21 protein-coding genes and 1 tRNA gene are annotated in these 22,130 nt (G+C 38.2%); 5 read left to right on the top strand and 17 right to left on the bottom strand.

Annotation, left to right across the window (positions count from 1 at the left end):
* Positions 1-141 precede the first annotated feature (141 nt).
* The 4 genes from GGQ84_RS13265 to GGQ84_RS13250 form a co-directional block, all read right to left on the bottom strand.
* Positions 142-375 carry a DUF1540 domain-containing protein gene (locus GGQ84_RS13265; RefSeq protein WP_429163298.1) on the bottom strand — a complete coding sequence of 78 codons (234 nt, stop codon included), beginning with the start codon at positions 373-375 and terminating at the stop codon, positions 142-144.
* A 76-nt stretch (positions 376-451) separates the two neighbouring features.
* Positions 452-880, bottom strand: a complete 429-nt coding sequence (locus GGQ84_RS13260) for a threonine/serine exporter family protein (RefSeq protein ID WP_429163297.1) — start codon at positions 878-880, stop codon at positions 452-454.
* A 26-nt stretch (positions 881-906) separates the two neighbouring features.
* Positions 907-1,659: a threonine/serine exporter family protein gene (locus tag GGQ84_RS13255; RefSeq protein WP_429163296.1), complete on the bottom strand. Its 753-nt coding sequence runs from the start codon at positions 1,657-1,659 to the stop codon at positions 907-909.
* A gap of 140 nt (positions 1,660-1,799) precedes the next feature.
* A complete protein-coding gene (locus GGQ84_RS13250; RefSeq protein ID WP_429163295.1) occupies positions 1,800-2,963 on the bottom strand; it encodes a YkvI family membrane protein in 1,164 nt (387 codons plus the stop codon).
* A gap of 133 nt (positions 2,964-3,096) precedes the next feature.
* On the opposite strand from GGQ84_RS13250, the gene GGQ84_RS13245 reads away from it, so the two are divergent.
* On the top strand, positions 3,097-4,317 hold the full coding sequence (locus GGQ84_RS13245) for a NupC/NupG family nucleoside CNT transporter (RefSeq protein WP_429163294.1): 1,221 nt from the start codon (positions 3,097-3,099) through the stop codon (positions 4,315-4,317).
* A 41-nt stretch (positions 4,318-4,358) separates the two neighbouring features.
* Here the strand turns inward: GGQ84_RS13245 and GGQ84_RS13240 are convergent.
* From GGQ84_RS13240 to GGQ84_RS13210, 7 genes are all read right to left on the bottom strand, one after another.
* Positions 4,359-4,455: transfer RNA gene (locus GGQ84_RS13240), tRNA-Sec, on the bottom strand.
* A 106-nt stretch (positions 4,456-4,561) separates the two neighbouring features.
* Positions 4,562-5,923 (bottom strand): sodium-dependent transporter, encoded by a 1,362-nt coding sequence (locus GGQ84_RS13235; protein ID WP_429163293.1) that lies wholly within the window; start codon positions 5,921-5,923, stop codon positions 4,562-4,564.
* Between the two features lie 286 nt (positions 5,924-6,209).
* Positions 6,210-7,559 carry a sodium-dependent transporter gene (locus GGQ84_RS13230; RefSeq protein WP_429163292.1) on the bottom strand — a complete coding sequence of 450 codons (1,350 nt, stop codon included), beginning with the start codon at positions 7,557-7,559 and terminating at the stop codon, positions 6,210-6,212.
* Positions 7,560-7,697: 138 nt separating this feature from the next.
* A complete protein-coding gene (selB, locus tag GGQ84_RS13225; RefSeq protein WP_429163291.1) occupies positions 7,698-9,590 on the bottom strand; it encodes a selenocysteine-specific translation elongation factor in 1,893 nt (630 codons plus the stop codon).
* Position 9,591: 1 nt separating this feature from the next.
* Positions 9,592-11,004, bottom strand: coding sequence for an L-seryl-tRNA(Sec) selenium transferase (gene selA / locus GGQ84_RS13220; protein ID WP_429163290.1), 1,413 nt, complete (start codon positions 11,002-11,004; stop codon positions 9,592-9,594).
* A 93-nt stretch (positions 11,005-11,097) separates the two neighbouring features.
* Positions 11,098-12,105, bottom strand: a complete 1,008-nt coding sequence (locus tag GGQ84_RS13215; protein WP_429163289.1) for a GerMN domain-containing protein — start codon at positions 12,103-12,105, stop codon at positions 11,098-11,100.
* 65 nt (positions 12,106-12,170) lie between these two features.
* Positions 12,171-13,244 (bottom strand): YkvI family membrane protein, encoded by a 1,074-nt coding sequence (locus GGQ84_RS13210; protein WP_429163288.1) that lies wholly within the window; start codon positions 13,242-13,244, stop codon positions 12,171-12,173.
* 138 nt (positions 13,245-13,382) lie between these two features.
* Between GGQ84_RS13210 and yyaC the strand changes: the two genes are divergently transcribed.
* Positions 13,383-13,958: a spore protease YyaC gene (yyaC, locus tag GGQ84_RS13205; RefSeq protein WP_429163287.1), complete on the top strand. Its 576-nt coding sequence runs from the start codon at positions 13,383-13,385 to the stop codon at positions 13,956-13,958.
* A 36-nt stretch (positions 13,959-13,994) separates the two neighbouring features.
* Here yyaC and GGQ84_RS13200 read toward each other — a convergent pair whose 3' ends face one another.
* The 5 genes from GGQ84_RS13200 to GGQ84_RS13180 all read right to left on the bottom strand — a co-directional run bounded on the left by GGQ84_RS13200 (position 13,995) and on the right by GGQ84_RS13180 (position 17,076).
* Entirely contained in the window at positions 13,995-14,231 is a 237-nt protein-coding gene (locus GGQ84_RS13200) for a YkuS family protein (RefSeq protein WP_429163286.1), read from the bottom strand.
* A gap of 88 nt (positions 14,232-14,319) precedes the next feature.
* The gene (locus tag GGQ84_RS13195; protein ID WP_429163285.1) at positions 14,320-15,192 is read right to left on the bottom strand and encodes a diacylglycerol/lipid kinase family protein; all 873 of its coding nucleotides are present in this window, start codon (positions 15,190-15,192) and stop codon (positions 14,320-14,322) included.
* 2 nt (positions 15,193-15,194) lie between these two features.
* Complete coding sequence (locus tag GGQ84_RS13190; RefSeq protein ID WP_429163284.1) at positions 15,195-15,599, bottom strand: bactofilin family protein; 405 nt, start codon at positions 15,597-15,599, stop codon at positions 15,195-15,197.
* Positions 15,600-15,622: 23 nt separating this feature from the next.
* Positions 15,623-16,537: a peptidoglycan DD-metalloendopeptidase family protein gene (locus tag GGQ84_RS13185; protein WP_429163283.1), complete on the bottom strand. Its 915-nt coding sequence runs from the start codon at positions 16,535-16,537 to the stop codon at positions 15,623-15,625.
* Positions 16,538-16,566: 29 nt separating this feature from the next.
* Complete coding sequence (locus tag GGQ84_RS13180) at positions 16,567-17,076, bottom strand: DUF4446 family protein (RefSeq protein WP_429163282.1); 510 nt, start codon at positions 17,074-17,076, stop codon at positions 16,567-16,569.
* Positions 17,077-17,241: 165 nt separating this feature from the next.
* On the opposite strand from GGQ84_RS13180, the gene larE reads away from it, so the two are divergent.
* Genes larE through larC form a run of 3 tightly spaced genes read left to right on the top strand, consistent with a single transcriptional unit; the run spans position 17,242 to position 20,036 of the window.
* Entirely contained in the window at positions 17,242-18,075 is an 834-nt protein-coding gene (gene larE, locus GGQ84_RS13175; protein WP_429163281.1) for an ATP-dependent sacrificial sulfur transferase LarE, read from the top strand.
* Entirely contained in the window at positions 18,068-18,826 is a 759-nt protein-coding gene (gene larB, locus GGQ84_RS13170) for a nickel pincer cofactor biosynthesis protein LarB (RefSeq protein ID WP_429163280.1), read from the top strand. The genes larE and larB overlap by 8 nt, the downstream gene beginning before the upstream one ends.
* Position 18,827: 1 nt before the next feature.
* Positions 18,828-20,036 (top strand): nickel pincer cofactor biosynthesis protein LarC, encoded by a 1,209-nt coding sequence (gene larC, locus GGQ84_RS13165; RefSeq protein WP_429163279.1) that lies wholly within the window; start codon positions 18,828-18,830, stop codon positions 20,034-20,036.
* Here larC and recD2 read toward each other — a convergent pair.
* The coding region (gene recD2, locus GGQ84_RS13160) for an SF1B family DNA helicase RecD2 (protein WP_429163278.1) at positions 20,014-22,130 on the bottom strand (2,117 nt) is incomplete at its 5' end. The two genes, larC and recD2, sit on opposite strands and share 23 nt — an antisense overlap.

Genomic DNA, 22,130 nt, shown 5'->3' with positions numbered 1-22,130 from the left:
CTCGCGATGGACACCCTTGTCATTGGCTAGTGGTTCCCACTACCAAGCCCACAGCGGACTTTCACCGCCAAGTTACCGCCCGTGCCGGGCACACACAAAAAAGAAAACTTGGCACTTGGCCAAGTTCCTTTTCTTTACTATTTAATTATTTTTTTTATATACTCCATCAGCTTGTACATTCCCATTTTTCTCAACAAAGGTTTTACAACAAGAAGAAGCACAGTTTTGGACAGGTGTTGGCTCAGCTGTGCTGGCCTGCATTGCATCAAAACTTTCAGGCGCTGATTCTCCTACTTCATCTGATGCCACAAAAATTTTGTTTGCTTTACAAACATTTCCCTGTGACCAATAATGACAATTATTAATACTACACATAATAGTCACCCAAATCACCTCCTTTTTTTTATTGTTCCTAGGAAATGAAAGGGCTATCCATACTAAAAATTGGCGATTATGCTTTTTCTTTGACAAAGTTAATTTTTATTATTCTGGCTATGGAGGAAACAATGCTAATCCCTAAAGCAATGGCACATGCTATAAACACAGTCTCTACTGCTAATTGTAACCCTTGGTCAAATCTTCCTTCACTAAAGCTAATAACAGCATTATAGGCGCGCAAACCGGGAACTAGAGGAATAAAGCCCACAACCACAAACACTGTCACTGGGGTCTTATGTACTCTGGCAAAAAATTCGCTCAGCAGTCCAATAACGATTGCGGCCACTAATATGGCCAGTAGGTTAGACTGATACAAATCCAAAACCTTAAAGGTAGTCCAACCAGCTAGTCCTGTAAATCCTGCTGTACCCAACGTGCGTATAGGTATATAAAATATAACTCCAAATAACATGGATATTATAAATGCCAACACAAACTCCATAATCTCACCTCTCGTTTATAGGTATTTTAACCAAAGATATAAAAGGAAGCTGCTACTCCTGAGGCAATGGCAATAGAAACCCACAGAGCTTCAAAACTCCTGGTCATGCCCGAGACTAATTCTCCCTTAATTGCGTCTCGAATTCCGTTTGTAATGGCCACACCGGGTACTAAGGGGATAATAGCACCAATTATAATCTGCTCTAAATTTTCACCAAACCCCAAAGATACGAAGACAATGCTAAGGCTCCCTGCTAGAAAACCCCCAATAAAATCAGAAAAAAAGTTAATATCCTTGATATAGCTATAGAAAATAATAATTTGCATAATCAAACTAACTGTAAAACTAGGAAAAAAATCTCTATAGCTCCCCTGAAAGAATATTGCTGCAGAACCAGCGATAATTGCTGTTGCTAAAAATACAGTTAGATTAGAGTATGTGTTTTTATCTCCATCGATTCGCTCTAACTCAGCCCTAGCCTCTTCATATCCCAGTTCCCCTCTCGCAATCCTTCGGGAGAAGTTGTTTATCTCTGATACCTTGTTGAGATTGATTGTTCTCAATCTAACTCTGCGCACAGTTGCCAGAGAAGGCTCATTTTTATTGTTAACTGAAATCATGATTCCTGTAGGAGTAACAAAAGGCTCTATATAACGCATTCCTGCACTTCTGCACATATAATCTACCATCTCTTCAACCCTATAGGTCTCGCCACCATTTCTCAGCATTATTTCAGCTGCATTTCCTGCAATAAAGAGTATTTGTTCTTGAGTGTACATTTTTTCTCTCCCATCTTGTTTGTAAACCTCTCCTATGTTGCACAATTTTACCACATGGCATAAAGTTGCTACAAGCCTTTTTAAAAAGCTAGTCTTACTTTTTTGAACGGATAGGGAAAGAACCGCCATACACATGGCGGTTAATTTTTGTTACGCCTCCTTTTATTTTGCTCTTTTTCATTTCCAGTTAGCAGTTTCCGGTAACCTACTCCAGGGAGTCGCCAGAGGTTAAAGTATTGGGAGAAATTCACCTGGTAGCCTTTAAGCATAGTGTAAGTTAAAGATCCTAAAAGCAATAAACCTGCATAGCCAACTGCGGGAAATAAAATTCCCACTAATGATGAAAATCCTACCCCAGATAGAAAAAAGGCTATAACACTGGCACCTACTACTAGATACTTGAAATTAACACTTTCTGGCGAGATAACTCTTGCGCCAAATCCATAGAGACAAGCAACTGCGGTTGTGTACACTCCTGCTATTAGGGCAACCGTGTAGAATACTCGCAACAGAGGAGACACTTGTCCCGCTATTAAAAGCATTGGAACTTCAACAGTTAGCACTTGAGGTACATTAGCTAAAATAGCTGCTGTTATAATCCCTGCACCCATTCCCAAACCTATTCCAGATAGAATTGCTCCTTTTTTCATGTTTTCATCGCTAGCCATAAGCCCCAAAGGCGCTAAAACTGCTATGGCTATCACAATATTATAGGAAGTGTAAATTAAAGCAGACATAGGCCAAAATGGTACCGGAGCTTGTTCAGTAGCAGTCCAACTTAAGTTTCCCATTAAGGTCCCCCAGTTAGTGGCAATAGAAGCTACGCTAATAGTAAGCACTGTTAACATTAAAATTGGAACTACCACACTTAAAGTGGACAGAACCCCTTTTATACCAAATAACACGGTTACTAATGTTAACCCTAATAGCACCGCACTTCCTAATGTCTGAGATAAATTAAACTCCTCAAGAAATATGGCTCCCATTCCTGCAGCCATGGTCACAACTGCACCATAGAGAAATGCTGTAATTACTATATCAATTAGGTAGCCAATTTTAGCACCACTGACCTCTCTAATAACAGGCAAATGAGAATCTGCTTTTATCTTCTTAGCCACTTTCATAATTCCATAACCAAAAACGGCAAACATTCCTGTTATTAAAATAATGCCTATTAAACCCCAAATACCAAAAACCCCAAAAAACTGAAGCACTTCCTGGCCTGAGGCAAATCCAGCACCCACAATAGTACCAATGTAAGCTGTAGCAATTTTATAGGATGAAATACTATTTTTTGTTTCCATAGTACTATTATTTTTCCCATACATTGAACTATACCCCATGTAAAAATAGGCAATAGATTTAATGCTATTAAAATTATCTATAATGAACACACTAATCTTAAACAGCTTTTATAACCGTAATGGAGGTTATGTTATGTTAAAGTTATTAAGTGTATTAGGTCTATTTGTTTTTATTGGTATTGCGTACCTATTATCTGAAAATAGAAAGTCCATAAACTGGCGTCTAGTTGTTATTGGGATTGGGCTTCAGTTTGGGCTAGCTGTATTTATATTACAGGTTTCTGTTGGTCAATATATCTTTAACTTAATTAGTACCGGTGTGACCAGACTTCTAGACTTTACTCAAGAGGGTAGTAGCTTCTTATTTGGTGGCTTTATGGATGCGGAGAGCTTCGGATTCGTTTTTGCACTACAGGTATTGCCTACAATAGTTTTCTTTTCATCACTAATGGCAGTTCTTTATTACCTGGGCATAATGCAGATTGTCATAACTTTTTTAGCCAAAATTATGGCCAAGCTATTAGGAGTAAGCGGTGCAGAATCCCTAGCGGTTACAGCAAATATTTTTATTGGCCAAACTGAAGCTCCTTTAGTAATTCGCCCTTATATAGACGATATGACTAATTCAGAACTAATGACAGTAATGTCTGGGGGGATGGCTACAGTGGCAGGAGGTGTTCTTGCAGGCTATGTAGCAATGGGAATTGACCCAGGTCACTTAATCGCTGCCAGTGTTATGTCTGCACCTGCTAGCTTAGTTTTTGCAAAAATCATGGTGCCGGAAACAAAGGAGCCTGTGACTATGGGCAAAGTAGAGCTAGAGATGGAGCAAAGAGATGTAAATGCAATAGATGCTGCTGCTCGGGGTGCGGGAGAGGGATTACATCTTGCTCTAAATGTTGGTGCAATGTTACTAGCCTTTATCGCATTAGTAGCACTTCTCAATTCTCTTTTAGGGACTTTAGGAGGTTTGGTTGGAGCTGATTACCTTAGTATAGAATGGATCCTAGGTATGATTTTCGCACCACTAGCTGTGTTAATGGGAGTTCCCATAGGAGACATGATACAAGCGGGTAATTTATTGGGTCAGAAAATTGTTATTAATGAGTTTTTTGCATATGCCAGTCTGTCTACATTAATTCAAGAAGCTGCTCTCGAAGAGCGCACAGTGGTTATTTTGACTTATGCTCTCTGCGGCTTTGCTAACTTTGCTTCTATTGGTATTCAAATTGGAGGGATAGGTACCTTAGCACCTAATAGACGTTCTGATATTGCGCGTTATGGTATTAAAGCGCTAATTAGCGGCTCTTTAGCAGCCTTCTTAACAGCTACAATTGCAGGAATCCTCATATAAAAAAACACTAGTCTCATAATTAAGACTAGTGAAATTATCCTTGGCGGGAGTGCATGGGAATCGAACCCACCAACCGCAGGATCGCTACGATCCGCTGGATTTGAAGTCCAGGATGCCCACCAGGACAAATCCACTCCCTTATTGCAAATACTTATGTATTATACCACTTTTATTGTCTTTAGACAAGTATGAGAAAAGCGCATGTGCTAATCCTCTAACACATGCGCCCTTTGTTACTCAGATATTACCAGCCATAATGTGCTGATACTACATCATATAAGCCCATTACAAGAACTACTGCAATTGCCACAGGAATAACTACAGAAATCAAAATGTTGTACCATCCTCCAAAGTTGATTATTCCCCTTGGATTGTTGATTTCTTTAGTAGCGTTACTTGCTCTCCAAACATATCCTACAAAGATACAGGTCAATAAACCACCTAATGGAAGCATTACTACCCCAGTTATAAAGTCATAAGTGTCTAAAATATCAAAGCCTAAGAAAGTTATATGACTTAACGTACTAAAGCCCAATACTGGCGGAATACCCACTAGGAAGATAACCGATCCAACAGTAATTGCAGCTTTAGCTCTGCTCCAGCCCTTCTCATCAATAACCCAAGCTACAACTACCTCTAATAGAGATATTGCCGATGTAAGAGCTGCCACACTTAGTAGCAAGAAGAACATAAAACCAAAGAAAAGTCCAGCTGGCATTTCTGCAAAAACTGCCGGTAACGTCATAAAGGCAAGTCCCGCACCTGAGGCAGGGTCAAAGCCTAAGGCGAAAACTGCTGGGAATATTGCAAAACCAGCTATCACTGCAACAAGCGTATCTAGGCCCACTACCCATCCTGCATTGTCAGAGATATTTTCATCTTGTTTTAGGTAACTACCATAAGTAATAAGAGCACCCATTCCCAGACTTAAAGTAAAGAACGATTGTCCTACAGCTGTCAAGAATGTTCTAGCTGTAACAGCACTGAAATCAGGAGTTAAGAAGAATGCAACCCCTGCACCAGACCCAGGTAATGTTAATCCTCTCACTACTAGAGCTACTAATAGCAAAAACAATAGAGGCATTAATAATCTTACTGTTCGCTGAATCCCTTTTACAACTCCCGCTGCAATAATACCTACTGTTAAAGCCATAAAGATTGCGTGCCAAATCAATGGAACCCAAGTACTAGTGATATGACCTAAAAATACATCAACATAATCTGCCGTAGATGAAAAACCTGTTGCCGCTAGTACAGTATAATGCATTGCCCAACCGGCAACTACTGAATAAAATGATAAGATAACAAAGCCAGAAAGTACTCCCAATGCTCCTACTAACCACCAAGGTGTATTAGGTGCTAAGGCACTAAACGCACCAATAGGGTTCTTTTGAGTCTTACGACCGATAACCATCTCAGTGGCCATTAAAGGATAACCAATAAGTGCAATTGCTATTAAATAAATAAATAAAAATGCTGCTCCTCCCTGTTCACCTGCTACATAGGAAAAACGCCAGATATTTCCCAATCCTACAGCAGATCCTGCAGCAGCTAAGATAAATCCAAGCTTCGATGTCCACTGCTCACGTCCGTTTTGCTGTCCCATTTCTCTTCCCCCTTAAATTTTTCAAATAGACGATAATATAAAAAAATCAATTATAAATATTTAATTCTGTACTAACACCTCCTGGACTTATTGGAATCTATTATATATCAGTGATGAATTTATTATATAATTATATTATAGTTGTGTCAATATCTGTTATCTAATTAAATATAATTTTTGCTATCTGTATTAGTACACTTTTTCTCAAGGGAAAATTGCGTCTGCGGAGGCACAAAAAAAAGTCTTCTCATTTATTAGCAAATGAGAAGACTCCATGTTTGATAGTTTAACCTGCAAACAGGTCTAATAGACCGGTAATTAATACAATTGTAATGGCTACTGGCATTACATAACTAATTAAAATGCCGTACCCTTTTCCGAAAGTAATTTTCCCAGCAGGCTGATTGATTTCCTTGACAAAGTTACTTGCTTTCCACACATATCCCACATAAATACAAGTCAACAACCCACCTACTGGCAACATAATATTCCCAGTAATAAAGTCATAGGTATCTAAAATGTCCATCCCCATAAATGTAACATGACTCAAGACATTGTACCCTAGTGTTGCAGGTAATCCTACTAGAAAAACTGCTGTACCAACTGTCAAAGTTGCCTTGATGCGACCCCATCCTTTTTCATCGATTAACCATGCTACAGCTACCTCCAATAGAGATATGGCAGATGTAATCGCCGCAACACTTAACAGGGCAAAGAATAAGAACCCAAAAAAACTGCCCATAGGCATTGATGCAAATACTGCTGGCAATGTAATAAACGCCAAGCCAACTCCATCTGTTGGGTCAAAACCTAGAGCAAAAACAGCTGGGAAGATAGCAAAACCTGCTAGTATTGCTACAAAGGTATCTAACCCTATAATCCATGAACTGTTTTCAGGTATATTTTGGTCATCTTTTAGGTAGCTACCATATGTTATTAGTGCTCCCATACCCAAGCTCAGTGAAAAGAATGCTTGTCCTAAAGCTGTCAGAAATGTTGCTCCAGTTACTGCACTAAAATCCGGTGTCAAAAAGTACCTAATTCCTTCACTAGCCCCATCTAGGGTAACTCCTCTTACCACCAATGCCAATAATATTATAAAGAGGAGAGGCATCAGTATTTTAACAGAACGCTGAATTCCGTTCACTACACCTGAGGCGATTATTGCTACAGATATTATCATAAACAATCCATGCCAGATTATTGGTTCCCATACTGCGGTAATATGGCCAACAAACAACTCTGCAAAATCCAATGTAGGAGCAAGTCCACTCAATGATTTGGCAGTATAGGCAAGCGACCAGCCACCTATAATCGAGTAAAAAGACAAAATTGTAAATGGTGCCAGTACAGCTAAAGCACCAACTACCCACCATGGTGTTCCTGGTGCCAAGGCCTTAAATGCCCCAATTGGGTTTTTCTGAGTCTTCCTTCCAATTCCTATTTCAGTAACCATTAATGGATAACCGATAAGTAAAATTGCAAACAAGTAAATAAATAAAAAGGCTGCTCCACCTTGTTCACCAGCTACATATGAAAATCTCCATATGTTCCCTAAACCAATGGCAGACCCGGCAGCAGCTAAAATAAAACCTAACTTGGAACTCCAGTTTTCTCGAGACTTCATCTGTTCCATTTCGCACCTCCATATTTTGCTTTATCTGTTATAATACAACGACCTGTATTTCACCATTATATGATTACTAAATCCCTGTGTCAATAATCAAAACTTGGTTGCATCTAGATCTGTTACAAACAAACAACGAGTGCTATTTTAATACAGCACTCGCTTATCTCCAAATCTCTTAGTGTATTTTATTTTATCTAGGTATTCTAACAGTGGCAGTACAAACTTTCTGGATGAATTTAACTTATCTCGTACGTCCCCCAGTATAATCGAGCCACTTTCCTCCATAATATTTGCTACTTCTGATTTAGCCTTAGCTATAGCAGAATTGTGGAAGTATAGTTCTTCATTTATTTTCACCAGTTCTCCCTTTTCAACCATAAAATTAAACAGTTCTGAGCTTTCCCTTTCAGCTAGCTTATACTTATCTATTACTTCCTTCTTTAAAGGTGGTTGAAGCTGTTGCGTCCTATATTCTTCAGTTATTCTCGTCACTGTTTTCCTTTGGTCATCCTTGAGAACTATTTCAAACCCTTTTACTAATACGTATTGATCAGATACTTCTAAGGTCTTGTTTTCTTGCCAGTAATGGATGAAGGGGTTAAATATTTTTTGATCCATATTACCTATCCTCGTCCGCAATTCCTCTTTCGCTATCCCCGGCCTCAGGGGATACTGATTATGATAAGATGTAATCAGTTCAACTGCTTTGTTAGTTAATTTTCTCCAGTACGCTTTGGCTGCTGTTATCCCAAGTTCAGAGGATATTATCATTACCTCCTCGAGTTCGTCTCCCTCCAACATTGTTTGCTTCACTTGATCTTCACTTAGACCAATAGCTTCAGCTAGATTATCTATGTAATCGTAACCCTGCTTAGCTATGTATTGGTTAATTAAATCTGCAGGTGTTCCTTGCAGCTTAATTTTAAACTGCTCAATAAAATCTTCTTTATAACGCTTTATCTTCTTGGCAGCTCCATCTATTACTTTTCCACCGCCAATTGTAATCATTGGCGAATATGAGCGAATCACGAAGTTATCACCTCTCATTGCCACCACCGGTTCATCAGTAACAATCTGACAGTAAACTTGGCTACCAGGTTCAACTTCTTCTCTATCTAATAATATTATCCTACCTATTACCTCTTTAGTTCCCAAATGAATTCTAACAGGTGCTCTGTGGTTTATTTTTTTACTGACCCTCTCGAGAAGATTAAACTGAATATCCAATCTAAAACTTGGGGTCAAGCTGCCCTTCTCAGCTAATACAGCACCCCGAGGCACATCTTCTACGGCTACATTACCTAAATTGAGGGCAGTTCTCCGTCCAGCTGCCACAGATTCCACGTGCTTTCCATGAACTTGAATATTTCTAACTCTAGCTTCGCCCCCATGAGGATAAATTGCAAGTTGTTCTCCTAAGCATATCTCGCCAGACCACAAAGTTCCTGTTACTACTGTACCGAATCCTGTAACACTAAAAGACCTGTCTACTGGAATCCTAATTTTCCCCACTGCTTCTTTTGGACTGATCTTTTCCAATTGTTCATTTATAAGATCCCGCAAGTCACTCAATCCTCTACCCGTAGTACCGGATACGCACATAATTGGTGCGCTCCTCAGGGAAGATGCTGCTAATTTATCTCTAATATCTTCTTTAACCAATTCCAGCCACTCATCATCTACTAAATCTACTTTATTTATTACTATAATCCCCTGGTCTACTCCTAACAGAGTAAGAATATCTAAGTGTTCTAATGTTTGTGGCATTACTCCTTCGTCAGCAGAAATAACCAAAAGCACCAAGTCGATTCCTGCAACACCTGCTACCATTTGCTTCACAAATTTTTCATGCCCGGGTACATCAACTATTCCCACCTGTTTGTCTGCTAGCTCCATAGCTGTAAACCCGAGTTCAATGGAAATACCTCGCTCTTTTTCCTCTTTTAATCTATCTGTATCATTTCCCGTTAATGCTTTTACTAGAGTAGTTTTACCGTGATCTACATGTCCCGCTGTTCCAACTGTATAATAGTTCATATTACTTCCCCCTAAGAATACCTACTATAGCACTTATTAAGCTTTCCTCCTGGTTTGGGAAAACAGTTCTCAAATCTAATAATACTCTCTCATTCTCAATTCGAGCTATAACGCTGGGTTTGCCGTCTCGCATCCTATCCATTAGTTGTTTACTATTTATTCTACTAGCTTTTATCGATATATTCGCTGTAGGTAAATCTGTAGTTGGTAGTGCACCGCCCCCTACTTGGGAGTTACCCGAATGCAATTCAATCTCTATGTCCGAATCCAACTGAGATTTTAACTTGGCAATAACCTTTTCGCTCCTTCTATGTATTTCCTCTTGTTTACTGGAAAGCATGCGTAGAGTCGGTATTTCCTCTATTTCATTGCCAAAATAATAAGATCTTAGCGTAGCTTCTAGTGCAGCCACTGTGAATTTATCTATTCTAACCGCCCTCGTCAGTGGGCATTTTTTTATCTTTGATATGTAACTTTCCCTACCCACAATTATCCCTGCTTGTGGTCCCCCTAGTAATTTATCCCCACTAAATGTAACTACATCTACTCCTGAAGAAACACAAGATTGAACTGTTGGCTCTATTTCACTGGCTCTTATCCGCAATCGGTCTAAGTCCACTAAAAAACCACTTCCCAAATCCTCAACTACTGGCAGATTATATTTCTGGCCTAAATCAACCAGCTCTTCATTAGTAGTTTCCTTTGTAAAACCTTTAATTACATAGTTACTAGTATGTACTTTTAACAATAGTCCAGTTTCTTCTCCTATAGCTCTTTCATAGTCACTACTATATGTTTTATTAGTAGTACCCACTTCCACTAATTCTGCTTGACTCTGCTCCATTATTTCTGGAATGCGAAAAGAGCCTCCAATCTCAATCAGTTGCCCTCTGGACACCACTACTTGCTTTCCTTTGGCCAAAGCAGTTAGCACTAGTAGCACTGCAGAAGCATTATTGTTAACTACTAGGGCCGACTCTGCACCCGTTAGCTCACACAGTAATTCTTCTACATGGCTATACCGCGATCCCCGCTTGCCCGACTCCAGATTAAACTCTAAATTACTATAATTATTTGCTACTCTAGCAACAGCTTGTTGGGCTTCCTCGCTTAAGACAGCTCGTCCTAGATTGGTATGCAATACTACTCCCGTTGCATTGATAACTTGCTTTAGCTTTGGCTCACTTTTATCTCTCAGTTTTTTTATTACTTTTTTAATTATTATTTCCTCATCTATTATTTCCTCATTCAATTCCAACTCTTGGCTCAATATATTGCTTCTAGTGTTGTCCAAGACCTTTCTGATTACTTCCGTAACCTTCTTGTTTTTTTCTTTCCAAGACTTTAAATCACTGTGTTGCAACAACCTATCTACACTAGGTATTGCCCTTAGCAGCTCGTTCTTTTGTCGCATTTCCTATACTCCTCCACCTATTACGTGTTTATCCACTATTTTCTATAGTATTCCACTCATAATAAAAAAAACCTGCCCATAGGCAGATTTTCTTTAGTTTCTTATGGTGTTATAGTACGAATCTTGGGGAGTTATTGGCGCACTAATTTGAGTCCCTTCGGGTAAGGTATCTACCTTTTCACCAGCTATCAATATTTGAACTGAATCTATGCCCTCAATACCAGTAAGAGTCAAGAGCAACGAACTAACAAATAAGTTTTCTGTAGCAGAGCCGCCACCATAGGCAATTGCTTCTTTACTTAAATTAATCTCCGCTACATTATCTATTTGTCTTACTTCTAAAAGCTCAGTTCCAGGCCAAACTGTGGGAATTAACGTTCCTGTCTCTCCTTCACCAGGCCCCTTTACTAACGCTTCAGCAGTGGTTCGCAGGATATCCTGTTCACCAACACTATATGAAACTGGAACCAAATACATAGCATTTCTCTCTGTATAGTATACTGTGATTACATTGCCTTTAATTTCCTCTTCACCAACAAAATTTATATAAGATGGTGGCTTAAGACTTGTACTAATATCTATTTCTCCGGCTAACATTCCTTGTGTTTCGCCCTCTATTAAGATTTGTACTGATTTATCTCCTATAAATGGTTTTAAAGTCAATAATAGCGCTTCTACAGCAATATTAGCTTCTTTTGCCGTGCCCACATCCTTAAGGTGATGGGTTAAGTCTACATATATTTTATTATTCTTTACATATAGATCTATAATTTTAGTACCAGAAGCGATACTGGGTTTAACAAATTCAACACTTGGCCCTGCCAACAACCTCTGCACAGCTACATTAGCACCTTCAGTTGTTGAATTAATTTCTAGGTTTATAGGTATGAGAAATTCACCGGCCTCATCGGTATAATAAACTACTATTTGGTCGACTTCAGGAGAACTTAGCTCTCTTTCTTCTTCGTTTAATATGCCCACTTCTTCAGTTTGCGCTTTTATATTTACTTCACCATTATCATTATCTTCTTGTGCACTACTACATCCCATTAATACTATAGCTAAAACTAATATAATTATGGTCATTAAGCGATTTCTCAATTTTTATGCCTCCTCTGAAAATTGTGTCGATATTTGTTTATTCGCTTAAATCACTAATAATCCTTCTAGTTAATTTTGTATATGTCAAAAGTTATTCTAGATATTACTGCAATAACAATAAATATTCCTACATATCCAAAGATGGGATACAGTGTCCCCACTAAGGTTGAGAACTGAAATTTAGTGAACGGCAATGGTAAAGCTATTACTAGCAATACTGTTTTAATATAACTTATCTTAAAGCTATTAAAAATTCTTATGGCTATGCCATAGGCATTTGCTACAGCTGTTGTCACCATGGCAAACCAAAGGGCTATAGCATATACAGCCTTTATTTCAGGGGCAACCTGTCCTGCAATAAATAGCATAGGAATTTGAAATAGCAATATTGAAGGTAGAAACATTTGTAAAGCTCCTATTTTTATTGCCCCCAATACCCCTAGTGCCACTCCACCAGTAATAGTCCCCATAACTCCATTAATAAGGCTTACCTGTTGTAATGAACTGAGAATTACTATACCGAGAATAGTATTATAAGAAACATATAGTAAAGATGCCAGTATCCAGTTTGTTCCCACTAAGGTCTTCTGCTGCAAGACAGCATCTACTTCAATCCCACTGAGCTGAGGAGGACTTATCAGCACCGATATACTTACAAATATTGCTGCAATCACTAAACAGGGAATTAATAGCGTGTTAATTAACAGTACACCTTTAGCTCCTGCCAGCAATGCGGTTGTCACAGCCACCACTGTAATTGCAATACCTATGAATGAGGTTAGACCTAACTGCTCTTCAAAAATAGCACCACTTCCCACCAACATAACGGTTAAACCTACAAAAAGGACTCCAGTTATTATGGTATCCAAAGCCGTTGCCATTTTGTACCCAAACAGAGTCTGAACTAACTGGCTGTATGAACTAATACCTTTCTTATGACAATATAAAACTAACAGACTTCCTATTGCTGCGAAAAATAAGCCTGTAGCTATGATGCCAACCAACCCTTTATTGCCATGAATCGCAAAAAATTGAAGTAGTTCTTGCCCCGAAGCAAAACCTGCACCAATTATAGCCCCCATATATGTAGCTGCTACTTGAAGAAACCTTTTATCTAAATTACCGCTACCTTTAAGCACTTTATAGCAACACCCCACCTTTAATCCCACTATGTCCTTATATGCTTATGCTGCAAATTGTGCTTTAACCCACTTATTGGTATAAAAGTTGCCGTATGAGCAGATACTAATGATGAATTATAAAGGAGGTAGGCAAAGATGAAGGTCCGTTACCACATGGATGATCCCTTAGCAACAGCTAAACTTACACAAGAATTTAATACCTACTTGATGAAAATAGATCCTCATTCTACGCGTCCCATTGTAGTAGTATGTATTGGTACTGATAGAGCCACAGGGGATTGTTTAGGTCCTCTAGTTGGTACTAAGCTAAATAGCCTTTATAAAAACTCTATTAATGTATACGGAACTTTGGACAACCCTGTTCACGCAAAAAATATTGCAAGCACCCTAGATGACATTAATGATCAGTACATGAACCCTTTTATTGTAGCAGTAGATGCCTGCTTGGGTAGGATGGAAAGTGTTGGGATGGTTACTTTTGCTGAAGGTCCTGTTAAGCCTGGTGCAGGAGTACATAAAGACTTGCCATCAGTTGGACATGTGCATTACACAGGAATAGTTAATATTGGTGGCTATATGGAGATGATTGTACTCCAAAATACTCGCTTAAGCTTGGTAATGAAAATGTCAAAATTAATTTCAACAAGCATAATGCACGGTCACAGAAGAAGCATTAATAGTTCTGAGGGAATAAATAAAATGAAGGCTTAATTTTTAGAATAAGCCTTCATTTTATTTTATATTTCTTTACTTTAAGTATTGTAAATCATTGATTATTTCTTCTGCTGTCATTCCAGTAGCATCAATAATAGGTGCATTTGTTAAACTATCTTCGATATTCATTATGTCCTCGTCAATGCCACTTACAATCACAGCTTTTGCATTTTGCCATGCTTGATTTTCTAGGCTAACAACCTCATAGCCTTCTCTTTCCAATTCACTCTTAATATTTTGCAGCGAATCTGCAACTGCTATAATAGACACTATTTAACACCTCTCTTTTTTCTAAACTTAACTGTATCATTCCCAAAAATCGTAAAAATATAAATGCCACAGCTAAACAGCTGCGGCACTAAGGAACTATTATTTCTATAGATTTTTTTTCTATGTAAAAGGTTTGTGGTAGATATCCTATGATATCACCATCTGCATGTACCAATACACTCTCCTCACTTATTCCTTCTAGGTGCTTACACTTAAAATTGTGTACTTTTGGGTGAGATAAGTGCTCTCCTTTTAACAGCAATGGAATAGACTTAATGATTTCTAACTTAGACATTTCTTCTATTATAATAATATCTAAATTACCATCGTCTATAACAGCTTCAGGTGCAATTGGAATTCCGCCACCTACATGTTTTGCATTAGCTACTGCTATCATAATCACATTATAAAACATATCACCCTGGCAACTCTTTATTTGTACAGGAATAGGCTTGTATTTTAAAATAGCCTTTAACATAGCTAATAGATATGCTGCATGTCCTTTTAAAAATCCATCATATTCATTTATGTACTGTGCTACATTAGCATCAACGCCGATACCAGCCATATTAAGAAACTTTCGCCCATTTACTTGACCTAAATCAACAAGTTTAGTCCTAAGTTGTCCCAGTAAGATACTAGCTTCTATTGGATCTAAGGGAATTTCTAGTGTTCTAGCGAAATCATTCCCAGTCCCAGTAGGAATTAAACCTACTTTAACATTAGAATCCCCTAACCCATTTATTACTTCATTTAAAGTTCCATCCCCACCGACTGCTACAATCATTTGATATCCCTGTTCGATTGCTTTTGAGCTGATTTCTTTACCGTGCCCCCTGTATTCAGTGAAATCCCATGATATATAAAAACCTAGCTTTTGCAAAGTCTTCAGAGTACCTTGCCATGATTTTTCAGTCCTGCCCTTACCGGCTACAGGGTTTACAACACATTTAACCTTCATTATTAAGCCTCCGCACTTTTGGGCTTAACTTTTTCTATTTTTTCCACTCCCTTTTCATACTTCATATCACATCTCCCCTTAAAAACAGCTCCCTCATCTATGATAAGTTTCCCAACCACAATATCTCCAACTAACTTTCCTGCAGTGGTGAGCTCTATTTTTCCTTGAGTACTTAAATTCCCCTCAACCTCTCCTGAAAGCAAAATATTGCGAGCTTTAATATTGGCTTTAACAACTCCTGTTTCACCTATTACTAGATCCCCATTACAATTTATATCACCTTCCAGTTTCCCATCAATTCTAACAGTTCCACTGGCATTAAGGTTTCCTTGAAAAGCTGTTTCTTTACCAATAAGTGTATCCACTTTTTCAAAATTAGCTTCTTCTTGTTGCTTTCTTTTAAACATAGTTATTGCCTCCTGTCCAAATCTCAATTCAAGTAATTCATAGGGTTAACTGGTGTACCGTCTTTTTTAACTGTAAAGTGTAAATGAGGCCCAGTACTGCGTCCTGTACTACCAACTCGAGCTATAGTCTCTCCAGCTTCTACTCTACTTCCTGAACTCACAAGTAATGAAGAATTATGTGCATAAAGTGACCTTAATCCATATCCGTGATCTATTATAATTGTATTGCCATAGCCTGATCTCCACCCGGAAAATACAACCCTGCCACTGCCAGCTGCTTTTACCGGCGTACCCGTTCTTGCAGCTATATCAATGCCATTATGAAATTCCCTACCACCACCAAAAGGAGAGTTTCGATATCCAAAAGAAGAAGAAACTCTGCCCCCAGTTACTGGCCATCGAGAGGGAACAGCCTCTAAATATTCAAGCCTGCTCTGTACATCTTCTTTTAACTGATTTAAGTCAGAGGTTGTTAATTGGATCTCTTGCTCTATATTTTGCAAATTATCTCTAATTTCTTCGGGACCACCGCCTCTAGAAGCTGTCAAATTATCAGTCCGCTCTAGTCTGCTTTCTGTTTCGACCACTTCTAGTCCAACCATTTCTCTGATGGCAATTTCTAGCTCTTCTACTGCCATTAATTTGTCCTGCATCTCTTTTGTCTCTATGTTTAACAGAGCTATTTCATCTTCCAACTGCTGTATTTTAGAGGTGTGGTCTTCGTTTGCTACCCTCAGTTCCCTGACTTCCCCTTTTTTTGTCAAAAGGTCATAATATGTATACGTAAAATAAGCAACTGAAGCAGCTATAATAATAGCTACAGCTGCTAAGATGTACAAACTCCAGTAGGGTATCTTTAAACTGGCTATACTATGTTTATTGTGAGGTACTAACATTAAAGTGTAGTTTTTTTTCTTGTTCGTCACTACTTTAGGCATTGCAACCACCTTTTGTCTTGTGATAATTATTACTTATCATTGCCCATAGCGCGTTCAATTGCTTGTTCTTCTTCTACAGTGAGTTGATACTGAGACTGGCAATTTTTTATAGGTTTACAATAAGTTCTCGTTTCCTGCCGTCCAGCAAGACTACTTAGGACAAAACCATTTCCCTTTTGGTCCAGTACGGCAATAGCATAACTTAAATCACTACCCATATCAGAAAAGGCATTAAACCTAACAACTGCAACATTTTGAATACTAAATTCTAATTTATGTAAAATTTGATCTATTTGCTTTTTCATATTTTCAAACTGTTCTGATGTGTCCACTAGCATTTCTCTATTTTTTAACATGATTTCTTCTAAGTTGCTACCGTCCATTCCCTGCATCATTGTTTTGTACTGCTTTACTAAACGGGCTAGTTTTATATTGAAACTTATAAAAACTAATAGACAGATTGCTAGGAGTATTACTGTACCCAATAAAATTTGTTCGCTGTACATAGCTAAGTTATTCATTAATTGTTCGTAGTTCATCTTAAGCCACCTTTTATTATTGTCAATCTTTAATATTCAACAAATTTCGCAGATATCCTGCTATAATTTTTACGTTTAAGCTAGTATAATTTAAAAACAGGGAATTAATTATCTCTAGCGAATTAATACTATTTATAAGCAATTAACGTTTAAGGAGGAACCGCTTTGGATTTAGAACAAAAATACTCTAAACTTAAAGAAATACTTACAGAAATGGAAACTGTTGTTGTAGCATATTCCGGCGGTGTAGATAGTACATTTCTACTAAAAGTAGCTGCCGATGTTTTAGGTGAAAATGTTTTAGGGGTAACCTCAGCATCTGAGACAATTTCTAACAGAGAGCTTGCTGATGCTGAAAATTTTATCAAATTAATTGGTGCAAGTCATGAGATAATTTATACAGATGAGTTAAATGATCATTCTTTTAATAGTAATCCAGTCAATCGCTGCTATTACTGTAAAAAAGAACTTTTCTCTAAATTATTAGAAATAGCAAAAGCTAGAGGTTTTAAATATGTGGTAGACGGAGCTAATCATGATGATAGAGGCGATTTTAGACCAGGAATAACAGCTGGGAGGGAGTTGGGGGTACGCAGTCCCCTACAGGAAGCTTCACTTACAAAAGATGATATCAGGATACTTTCCAAGAGGCTGGGTTTGCCTACCTGGAATAAACCTGCTAAAGCTTGCCTATCTTCTCGCTTTCCCTATGGGGAGCAAATTACCCCAACTAAAATCACACAAGTAGAAGAGGCAGAAAACTTCTTAGATGACCTAGGCTTTTCTCAGTTTAGGGTAAGACACCACGGTCCTTTGGCTCGTATTGAGCTCTTATCAGAAGAAATTGCTTTAGCTATGGATATTAATAATCGCGAAAAGATTATAGCTAAACTAAAGGACTTAGGTTTCAGCTATGTAACAATTGATATGCAAGGCTTTCGAAGTGGTAGTATGAATGAAGTTATATCTGCAAATAGCGAGGCGAGTACTGATGAGTGAAAAGTGGCTTAAAGATATTTTGGAGCAATATAAGAATGGTAGTAAAGACTTAGACTCTACTTTAGCTGAGCTAAAACATTTACCCTATGAAGATTTGAACTATGCTAAAGTAGACCACCATCGTCAAATGCGTAATGGATTTCCAGAAGTTATCTTTTGCCAAGGCAAAACCCCTGAACAGGTAGTGGGTATTATGAAATCCTTAGCTAAGACTGGCAATACTGTTATGGGTACAAGAGCAAATGATACTCAAATGAATGAGGTTCTGAATGAGTTTCCTCAGGCTGTTCACCACCCAATAGCTAAAATAATTGAGTTGCCCGGTACCAGACCTGAGCTTTCTAAAGGAACCTGTGCTATTGTCTCTGCTGGTACTGCAGATATGTCTGTAGCTGAAGAAGCTGCCATTACTTGCGAGCTATTAGGTTTGCGGGTTGACAGAATTTACGATGTGGGGGTTGCTGGCATCCACAGACTTTTTGACCAAAGGCAACGACTTGATGAAGCTCAAGTTCTTATTGTAGTTGCTGGGATGGAGGGCGCCCTTGCAAGTGTGGTAGGGGGGTTAGTTGCTGCTCCTGTTATAGCTGTACCAACTAGTGTTGGCTACGGTGCTCAATTTTCTGGCTTAGCCCCTCTACTAACAATGCTTAATAGCTGTGCCAGTGGAGTAGGTGTAGTTAACATAGATAATGGTTTCGGTGCTGCCACCTTAGCTAATTCTATTTTAAGGATAGGAGTTGAAGCTTAAATTGAATAATAACATACTCTACTTTGATTGCTTTAGTGGCATTAGTGGCGACATGACATTAGGTTCTTTTTTAGATCTAGGTATATCTCAAAAATACCTAGAAGATGAGTTAAGTAAATTAAACCTCTCTCAGTTTGATTTAGAAGTTAAGAAGGTTTCAAAGTCAGGTATTGGTGCAACATCTGTAACCGTAAATGCAAATAAGTGTGATGAGTTTAGACATTTACCGCATATTGAGGATTTGATTAAAAATTCATATCTCAGTGAGCAGGTAAAAGAGCTTAGTATAAATGCCTTTTATCATATGGCTCATGCTGAAGCTAAAGTTCATCAAACCACTATAGATAAAATACACTTTCATGAAGTTGGAGCTATTGATGCTATAGTTGATATTGTTGGTAGTATGATTTGTTATGTTAAGCTATTAGAGGAAGAGGGAAGTTTAAGAGTTGTTTCCTCACCGCTACCCCTTGGTTCTGGCTTTGTTAAATGTGAGCATGGGATCCTCCCTGTTCCTGCTCCTGCAACTGCTGAGCTCACAAAAGGCTTTCCTGTAAAAGGACATTATGCCAATGGAGAGCTAGTGACACCTACAGGGGCAGTGATTCTTAAAACATTGCAAGCCTCTTTCTCTCACGTTATTCCAGAAATGACTATTTGTCGTATTGGCTACGGGGCAGGTAAAAAGAACTTTGAACATCCAAATTTATTACGCCTTTTCATAGGTGAAGAGAAATATAGTAAATCAGGCTTTAATTCCTCATCCAACTTTGAAAAGGATCAAGTAACAGTTGTTGAGACTAATTTAGATGATTGCACTCCCGAATGCATCAGTTATGCTATGGAACAACTCTTTGCTAAGAAGGCTTTAGACGTATACTTTACACCTATATATATGAAAAAAAATAGACCGTCAACTAAATTGACGGTTATTTGTTACGAAGATGATATAAACCATATTTTAGAAGTAATTTTTCGAGAAACTTCATCTATAGGAATTCGTAAATATAACTGCGAGAGACGTAAATTACGTAGAGAAATGCACACTGTAAATGTTAGAGGCTTTAAAATTCAAGTAAAGGTAGGCTCACTTGAGGGCAGCCCGATAAATATTGCTCCAGAGTACGAAGATTGTGCTCGTGCTGCCCGAGAGTTAAAGATTCCCCTGGAACAAATCTATACTGAAGCTATAAAATTATGGAAGTATTAATTCTTTCAGTTAGTCCAGTTTTCCGCTTCAAAACCCTGTTATTTTGGATAGCTATGTTAACTGCCTTTTTGGTTCCAATTAGGACAACTTTTTCTTTAGCTCTGGTAATGCCGGTATATAATAAGTTTCTAGCAAGCATCACGTAGTGCTGGGTTGTAATTGGCATTATCACTACCGGGTACTCGGAACCCTGGGATTTGTGAACTGTAATGGCATAGGCTAATGCCAACTCCTCTAATTGGTCTTTTGTATATTTGATAATTTTATCGTCAAAGCTTACTTCTAAGTTTTGCTCCTCATCTATCTGATAAACAACCCCCACATCACCATTAAAGACCTCTTTGTCATAATTATTAACAGTTTGCATTACCTTATCCCCAACCCGGTATATTTCTTTTTTTGTTTCAATTTGCCTTTTATTAATATGCTGAGGGTTGAGGGCTTTCTGAATCAGCTTATTTAAGTTATCTATTCCAGTCTCAGTTTTTTTCATTGGGGCCAATACTTGTATATCTTCTGCTGAATATCCAGCATCAATCAATCGCACTACTGATTTTAATATCAATTCAACAACTCTTTCCCCATCAGATTCTTGGATAAAGAAAAAGTCTCCTTTACTTTGATCTACTTCCAAGTTGTCACCACTGTTTACACGGTGAGCATTGGTTACTATTTGACTTTCTCTAGCTTGTCTAAAGATTTCATTTAATACTACACAAGGTATCTCCGCTCTAATTAAATCCTGGAGAACATTTCCCGGCCCTACACTTGGTAACTGATCAGTATCACCTACAAAGACTAGACTTGTATTCTCATCTACTGCAGTTATCAACTGGTAAAACAACTGTATATCTACCATACTAAACTCATCAATTACTATTAAATCAGCAACAACATCTTCAAATATATCTGCGTCATCTCCTCTTCCAATACCAAGCATTCTATGAATTGTCACAGCTTCCATCCCAGTAAGTTCCTTCATTCGTCTAGCTGCCCTTCCAGTAGGGGCAGCTAATAATATTTTCGCTTCTTGATTTAAGCTACTCCAAATATCTATTATGGCCCTTATAGTTTGAGTTTTACCTGTACCAGGACCTCCAGTAACAATACTAAGTTTTTTTTCAAATGCCTGCTTAACCGCAAGTTGCTGATGGCTCGTTAACAGAACACCCGTTCTTGACTGGTATCCATCTAGCTCTTTTTCTATTTCTTTTTCCTTCTCTCGCATATTATCTACTGCAAGTGATTTAACTCGCTGTGCTGATTCACATTCCCAAAAGTGAAAGGTAGATAAATAAACATTATTTCCTTCAAGTATTAATTTACCTTGCTCTGCTCCTTGTTGCAGAGCACTTATAACTTGATTATGGTCTACTAGTTTTTCACTTTGTTCTCTATTTAGGAGCTCTAAACACTTAGAGACTAGATCTTCTCTCTCACTATAAAGATTTCCCTTGGAGTTAGCTTCTTCAAAAAGCAAGTGCTCTAAAGCAGCCATCACCCTGTCTAAAGAAGTGGGGTCAGCATTAAAGTTTTTTGCTATTTGGTCAGCCTTTATAAACCCTACCTGAGGGATTTTCGTTAATAGATATGGGTTTTCCTTAATTAAAGCTACTGCATTGCTTCCAAATTTCTGATAAGCCTTTATAGACATTTTTACAGTTAAGCCTAAAGGTAATAAATCCATCATCACTTGTTGAAATTCTAAAGCCTCAGTTATGTTTTTTTTGATTTCCTCTGCTTTTTTTAGGCTGATACCCTTAATTAGAGTTAAACGTTCAGGTTCCTTTTGACAAACTTGTAAACTCTCTTCTCCAAAATTTTCTACAATTTTTTTTGCAGTAACTTTGCCCACGCCTTTAACCAAGTCCGATGCCAAGTATTCTTCCATAGCTTCTAAGGATGTGGGAACTATTTTGCGGAAACCAGCTATTTTAAATTGTCTACCGTAGGTTTGGTGATTAGTCCAGCCTCCCCATACTTCTAACTCATCACCTGGGATAACGATAGGTAAGGCTTTGATATAATCTCCACCTTTTCCCCCGTTCCACACCGTACGTGAGAGTTTCCCCTCATACGGCGTTCCATCAATAA

The organism is Desulfitispora alkaliphila (assembly GCF_050433185.1).
GTDB classification, from domain to species: Bacteria; Bacillota; Desulfitisporia; order Desulfitisporales; family Desulfitisporaceae; genus Desulfitispora; species Desulfitispora alkaliphila.
Note: the sequence above shows the minus strand (reverse complement) of the source record. Positions and strands in the feature narration are given on the sequence as shown.

What these genes read in the sequence shown, in the direction of transcription:
- GGQ84_RS13180 (WP_429163282.1), bottom strand. Translation starts at nt 17,076, where the DNA reads ATGAACTACGAACAATTAATGAATAACTTAGCTATGTACAGCGAACAA.
- larB (WP_429163280.1), top strand. Translation starts at nt 18,068, where the DNA reads ATGAGTGAAAAGTGGCTTAAAGATATTTTGGAGCAATATAAGAATGGT.
- GGQ84_RS13195 (WP_429163285.1), bottom strand. Translation starts at nt 15,192, where the DNA reads ATGAAGGTTAAATGTGTTGTAAACCCTGTAGCCGGTAAGGGCAGGACT.
- GGQ84_RS13185 (WP_429163283.1), bottom strand. Translation starts at nt 16,537, where the DNA reads ATGCCTAAAGTAGTGACGAACAAGAAAAAAAACTACACTTTAATGTTA.
- GGQ84_RS13245 (WP_429163294.1), top strand. Translation starts at nt 3,097, where the DNA reads ATGTTAAAGTTATTAAGTGTATTAGGTCTATTTGTTTTTATTGGTATT.
- GGQ84_RS13265 (WP_429163298.1), bottom strand. Translation starts at nt 375, where the DNA reads ATGTGTAGTATTAATAATTGTCATTATTGGTCACAGGGAAATGTTTGT.
- selA (WP_429163290.1), bottom strand. Translation starts at nt 11,004, where the DNA reads ATGCGACAAAAGAACGAGCTGCTAAGGGCAATACCTAGTGTAGATAGG.
- GGQ84_RS13190 (WP_429163284.1), bottom strand. Translation starts at nt 15,599, where the DNA reads ATGTTTAAAAGAAAGCAACAAGAAGAAGCTAATTTTGAAAAAGTGGAT.
- GGQ84_RS13260 (WP_429163297.1), bottom strand. Translation starts at nt 880, where the DNA reads ATGGAGTTTGTGTTGGCATTTATAATATCCATGTTATTTGGAGTTATA.
- selB (WP_429163291.1), bottom strand. Translation starts at nt 9,590, where the DNA reads ATGAACTATTATACAGTTGGAACAGCGGGACATGTAGATCACGGTAAA.
- GGQ84_RS13250 (WP_429163295.1), bottom strand. Translation starts at nt 2,963, where the DNA reads ATGGAAACAAAAAATAGTATTTCATCCTATAAAATTGCTACAGCTTAC.
- GGQ84_RS13255 (WP_429163296.1), bottom strand. Translation starts at nt 1,659, where the DNA reads ATGTACACTCAAGAACAAATACTCTTTATTGCAGGAAATGCAGCTGAA.
- GGQ84_RS13235 (WP_429163293.1), bottom strand. Translation starts at nt 5,923, where the DNA reads ATGGGACAGCAAAACGGACGTGAGCAGTGGACATCGAAGCTTGGATTT.
- yyaC (WP_429163287.1), top strand. Translation starts at nt 13,383, where the DNA reads ATGAAGGTCCGTTACCACATGGATGATCCCTTAGCAACAGCTAAACTT.
- GGQ84_RS13230 (WP_429163292.1), bottom strand. Translation starts at nt 7,559, where the DNA reads ATGGAACAGATGAAGTCTCGAGAAAACTGGAGTTCCAAGTTAGGTTTT.